This is a genomic window from Streptomyces triticirhizae, from assembly GCF_003696235.1.
Lineage (GTDB): Bacteria > Actinomycetota > Actinomycetes > Streptomycetales > Streptomycetaceae > Streptomyces > Streptomyces triticirhizae.
Genome location: NZ_RFFJ01000314.1, coordinates 1 through 4349 on the forward strand (window position 1 = coordinate 1; position 4349 = coordinate 4349).

Consider the following 4349-nt stretch of genomic DNA (forward strand, 5'->3'; position numbering starts at 1 on the left):
GGTCAGCGGCCGGCGGTGGCCGCCTCGGTGAGGTGCCGCAGCACCGCGCGGCCCGCCGCGCGGTGCTCGGCGGCGCCGGCGGGGTCGGTCGGCGTCACCAACCTGAGCGGCCGGCTCGACGCCACCCCCCACCAACGCGCCGGCACGACGCGCTGACCGGCGGGGCCCGCCCGGCGACCGCCGAGCAGCAGGATGGAACCGCACCACCATGTGAGACAACGAAGGAATCCCCCATGGCCGACAGCCAGAAGAAGAAGACCGCCGCGAGGACCGCCGGCGGGCGGGGCCGGGCGTCCGACGCCGCCGCCGAGGGCTTCACGCCCGAGGAGCGGGCCGCGATGAAGGAACGCGCCAAGGAGGTCAGGGCGTCCTCGCGCCGCCTGTCGCGCGAGGAGCGCGCCGCCCAGGACGAGGCCGCCGTGGTCGAGAAGATCGCCGAGATGGAGGGCTCGGACCGGGCGATGGCCGAGCAGGTGCACGCCATCGTCAAGGCCAGCGCGCCGGAGCTGACGCCCAGGCTCTGGTACGGGATGCCGGCCTACGCCAGGGACGGCAAGGTCGTCTGCTTCTTCCAGAGCGCGGCGAAGTTCAACGCGCGCTACGCGACCCTCGGCTTCAACGACGCGGCGACCCTCGACGAGGGCACGATGTGGCCGACCGCCTTCGCGCTGACGGGGCTGACGCCCGCCGACGAGCGGCGCATCCGCGACCTGGTGGTCAGGGCCGTTGGCTGAACGCGGCGCGCGCCGGCCGTCCTCACGCGCCGCCGCACCCGGCCGCGCCCCGCAGCGCCGCCTCCCGGTAGTCGCGCGGCGGCTGGCCGTAGGCCGCCCGGAACGCCCGGGTGAAGTCGCCCGGGTGAGTGAAGCCGTGTCGCCGCGCGATCGCCGCGATCGACAGCCGCGCCGAGGCCAGGTCCATCAGCGTCCGCCGCGCCCGCTCCAGCCGCTGCTCCCGCAGAAACGACCGCACCGTCGTCCCGTTCCGCTGGAACAGCCGGTGCAGCGAACGGACCGACACATGGTGGGCCGCCGCGATCCGGGCCGGCGACAGGTCGGGCTCGTCCAGGTGACACAGGATGTAGCGCTGGGCGCTCAGGAAGGCGGCCGTGGGGCGTTCCTCGGCCGGGTCCCCGGACTGCCGGTCGTCGAGTCGTTGGCCGATCGTGCCCGAGAGCAGGTCGATCAGGACCGGGAGCAGCCGCGCCCCGTCGCGGGGGCCGTAGGTGTCGGCCCGGTTCGTCACCTGGACGAGGAAGTGCGCCAGCAGCTCCCCCATGCCCCCGTCACCCGGCAGCCGGTCGGCGACGACGGCGGCCAGCTGGTGGTCCGGGACCGGCACGAGGCGGCGCGGCAGCTGCGCGACGATCTGCCGCACCCCGCCGCCCTCCTTCGGCAGGGCCGCGCCGTGGAAGGGGCGGGAGGAGTCGTAGAGCAGCAACGTTCCGGCGGGACAGACGGTTTCGTTGTCCGCCTGGGTCAGGGCCATGGTCCCGTCGAGCGTCAGCGACAGCTGGAGGTACTCGGGGTCGCTGCGCCGGATCAGCCGGGGCGTGCGGCGGACCCGGGAGATCGAGGGGTAGGCCATCGCCGAGATCTGTGCCGGGCCGAGGTCGACCATGGTGATCGAGGACCGGAAGTCCTCCGGGTGGTCGGTCGACAGGTCCGTCGGGATCAGGGCGGACACGGTCATGTCCTGCCACCAGTCGAAGCGTTCCGCTCTCGGTAAGTGCTCGCTCGTCAAGCTGGTTGTGATCATCGGTCACCTTCGATCGCTGACAGGGGCGGTCCGTCACGGAGACGTGGCCGCGCCTCGGGCCGGTTCCGGTCCGGTTCCCCGACCCGGGCCGCCGACGTGGCGCGCAGCGCACAGCGGCTGGCACGCGGTGCTAAGGAACGAGGCCCGCCGGCGCGGCACACTCGCCAACGATGGGTCATCCGCGAGAGGACCGACAACGGCCGCCCGCCGCATGACCGGACAACGACCGGGGACCGACCGAACAGCGACCGGGCAGCGCCTGAACAGGCCACCAAACAGCAGGTATCGAGCAGCAACCGATCAGGAAGCACACCGCTGATGGAAGAGATCAAGCTTTCTCCGGAAGAGGTCGACCGGGTCCAGGCGATCATCGCGCGGGCCTACGAGGACATGGGGGAGGTCGCGACCGGTATCGGCGGACACGGCATCAGCCTCGGCACCGCCTACCGGGGCAGCGGCACCGCCGTCGGCGTCCAGACCTACGAGGACCTCGGCAGGGCGGGCCAGGCGCTGGCCAACGCGCTCTCCGGCCTCTCCCAGGGCCTGGGCCTGACCGCCGCCACCGGCCGCGAGACAGACGAGCAGGCGCGCGGCGCGCTCCAGGGCGTCACCGCACCCACCGTCCCGGCGGACCTGACCATCGCCGCGCAGATCTGAACGAACTCGACACCGAGCAACGAACCGACACCGGGACAAGGGGGAGGACGAGCATGTCGCTCGACGGAGTCATCCACTTCAGGAACGAGGGGCTGGACACGATCCAGGCCAGCACCAAGGGCCAGCAGGAGCGTTACATCGAGATCTGGGACACCGTGCGCAACCAGCTGTTGGCGCTGGTCAACAACGGTCAGGTGGACGCCCAGATCGGCACGGTCCTGACCGAACGCGATCAGCGCTTCCGCCGCGAGGCCGCCGGCTTCGACCAGAGCGTCTCCTCGCAGAACACCGCGATGCGCCAGGTGCAGGGCATCGGCAACGAGGGCGGCGCCGCCATGGTCCGCGCCGCCGCCGGCGGACGCTGACGGGACACCCACGCGACGGCACGCGCCGTCGACGTGAGCAACCACGGGACACCAGGGGGAGACGGAGCCATCGTGGTCACGATGAACATCGGCGGCCTGCGGAACGCCGAGGAGGGGGCGGGCGAGCGCGACCAACTCGCCCGGCTGAAGGCCAACTTCGCGCTTGTCGCGTCGAACACCGCGATGTTCGGCGACGTGCCGAACGCGGACCGGGCGGCCACCGCGCTGCGGTCCGCCGCGCTCGCCATGCTCACGGAGCTGGAACGGGCCGGGCACACCGTGGAGGACATCAGGAACAGCGCCGCCACAGCGGCCGGCATCGGCGAGGGCGCCGACGCGGCGGCCAGGCGCACGCTCTCCAGGGAGCAGGCGGAGATCGTGGGCGTGCTGCTCATGCTCGACCTGTCGAATCCCACGCTGGCCCCGCCCCCCGCCACGCCTTCGCCCGGCGGGCGGTGACGGGCCCGTGAGCGCGGCGGACAGCGCGTTCCGGGACGCGGTGGACCGGATCAGGAGCAGCGACTACATCTCCATCTTCGCGGCCGCCGGCGCCTGGATCGCGCTCGCCAACAGCGCGGGCGCGGAGTCCGGCGCGCTGTCGGGCACCGCGCGCCGCGCGGCCGGGGAGCCGGGCGTGGGGCTGTTGCGGCTCGCCGACCGCCTCCAGGCCACCAGCAGTTGGGCCGAGGGCGCGGCGACGGTGGCCCGCGAGATCGCGGACCAGCTGCAACGGGCGGCCGAACGTTCCGCCCGGGCCAGCGAGAAGGCGGCCCGGCTGGACGTGGAGTTCGACGAGTGGCGGCAGTGGCAGTTGGAACGCAACGAGCAGCTGCCCGACGGCATGGGCGTGCGGACGGCCAACGTGGAGGCCGAGGAGCAGAAGGAACGGCTGGCCGCCGAGGCGCGGCGTGAACTGGAGGCGCTGGGCGAGGAGTTCGCCCGGGTGATCGGCGGCACCGCGCCGCCGGCGCCGGAGGGCGGCGCCGGCCCGGGCGCCACCCCGGTGGCGGCCGGGGGCGGCGGGATGGCCGGGGTGGCCGGCGTGGCCGGGGGCTCCTTTGGGCCGATGACGTTCCACGAGGCGGGCGGCGGCGTCGCCGGGCGGGCCCAGGTGGCGCCGAACGGCGCGGTCATCGGCACCGAGTGGCACCCGTCGGCGCATGTGCTGGGCCCGGAGGGCGGCGACTTCGCCGGCTGGGTGCGCAGCCCCTCCACCGGCTTCCTGGTGGACCCGGCGACCGGGCGGGAGTTCGACCCGGTGGCCGGCCGGTGGATCGACCCGGTCACCGGCGAGCCGTTCGGCGAGGTGACGGAGTACGCCACCCGGCTGTCGGGGCTCGGTGCCGGGCCGGGCGCGATCGCCACGGCCGGCGGCCTGACGGGCGCGGCGACCATCGCCGGCCTCTACGGCGGCGCGGTGCCGCCCAGCATCGGGCCCACCGGGCCGCAACAGGCGCTGCGCAACCTGGGGTTGCGCTCGCGCGCCGCCACCCGGTTCGCGCTGCACGAGGCGTCCCTCGGCGGGCGGCCGTTCACGCCGCCGCCCGGCGCGAGCGCACACGGCGGGGC

5 protein-coding genes and 1 pseudogene are annotated in these 4349 nt (G+C 74.2%); 5 read left to right on the forward strand and 1 reads right to left on the reverse strand.

Annotation, left to right across the window (positions count from 1 at the left end):
* Nucleotides 1-233: 233 nt before the first annotated feature.
* Entirely contained in the window at nucleotides 234-734 is a 501-nt protein-coding gene (locus EBN88_RS28825) for an iron chaperone (protein WP_122399949.1), read from the forward strand.
* A gap of 22 nt (nucleotides 735-756) precedes the next feature.
* Here the strand turns inward: EBN88_RS28825 and EBN88_RS28830 are convergent, their stop codons facing one another.
* Nucleotides 757-1758: an AraC-like ligand-binding domain-containing protein gene (locus tag EBN88_RS28830; protein WP_233581085.1), complete on the reverse strand. Its 1002-nt coding sequence runs from the start codon at nucleotides 1756-1758 to the stop codon at nucleotides 757-759.
* A 318-nt stretch (nucleotides 1759-2076) separates the two neighbouring features.
* Here EBN88_RS28830 and EBN88_RS28835 point away from each other — a divergent pair, with 318 nt between their 5' ends.
* The 4 genes and pseudogenes from EBN88_RS28835 to EBN88_RS28850 all read left to right on the forward strand — a co-directional run.
* Nucleotides 2077-2415 (forward strand): hypothetical protein, encoded by a 339-nt coding sequence (locus EBN88_RS28835; protein ID WP_122399951.1) that lies wholly within the window; start codon nucleotides 2077-2079, stop codon nucleotides 2413-2415.
* Nucleotides 2416-2468: 53 nt separating this feature from the next.
* Nucleotides 2469-2780: a hypothetical protein gene (locus EBN88_RS28840; protein ID WP_122399952.1), complete on the forward strand. Its 312-nt coding sequence runs from the start codon at nucleotides 2469-2471 to the stop codon at nucleotides 2778-2780.
* Nucleotides 2781-2861: 81 nt separating this feature from the next.
* Nucleotides 2862-3239, forward strand: a complete 378-nt coding sequence (locus tag EBN88_RS28845) for a hypothetical protein (protein ID WP_147472898.1) — start codon at nucleotides 2862-2864, stop codon at nucleotides 3237-3239.
* A gap of 7 nt (nucleotides 3240-3246) precedes the next feature.
* Nucleotides 3247-4349: pseudogene (locus tag EBN88_RS28850) on the forward strand (hypothetical protein); the annotation flags it as partial.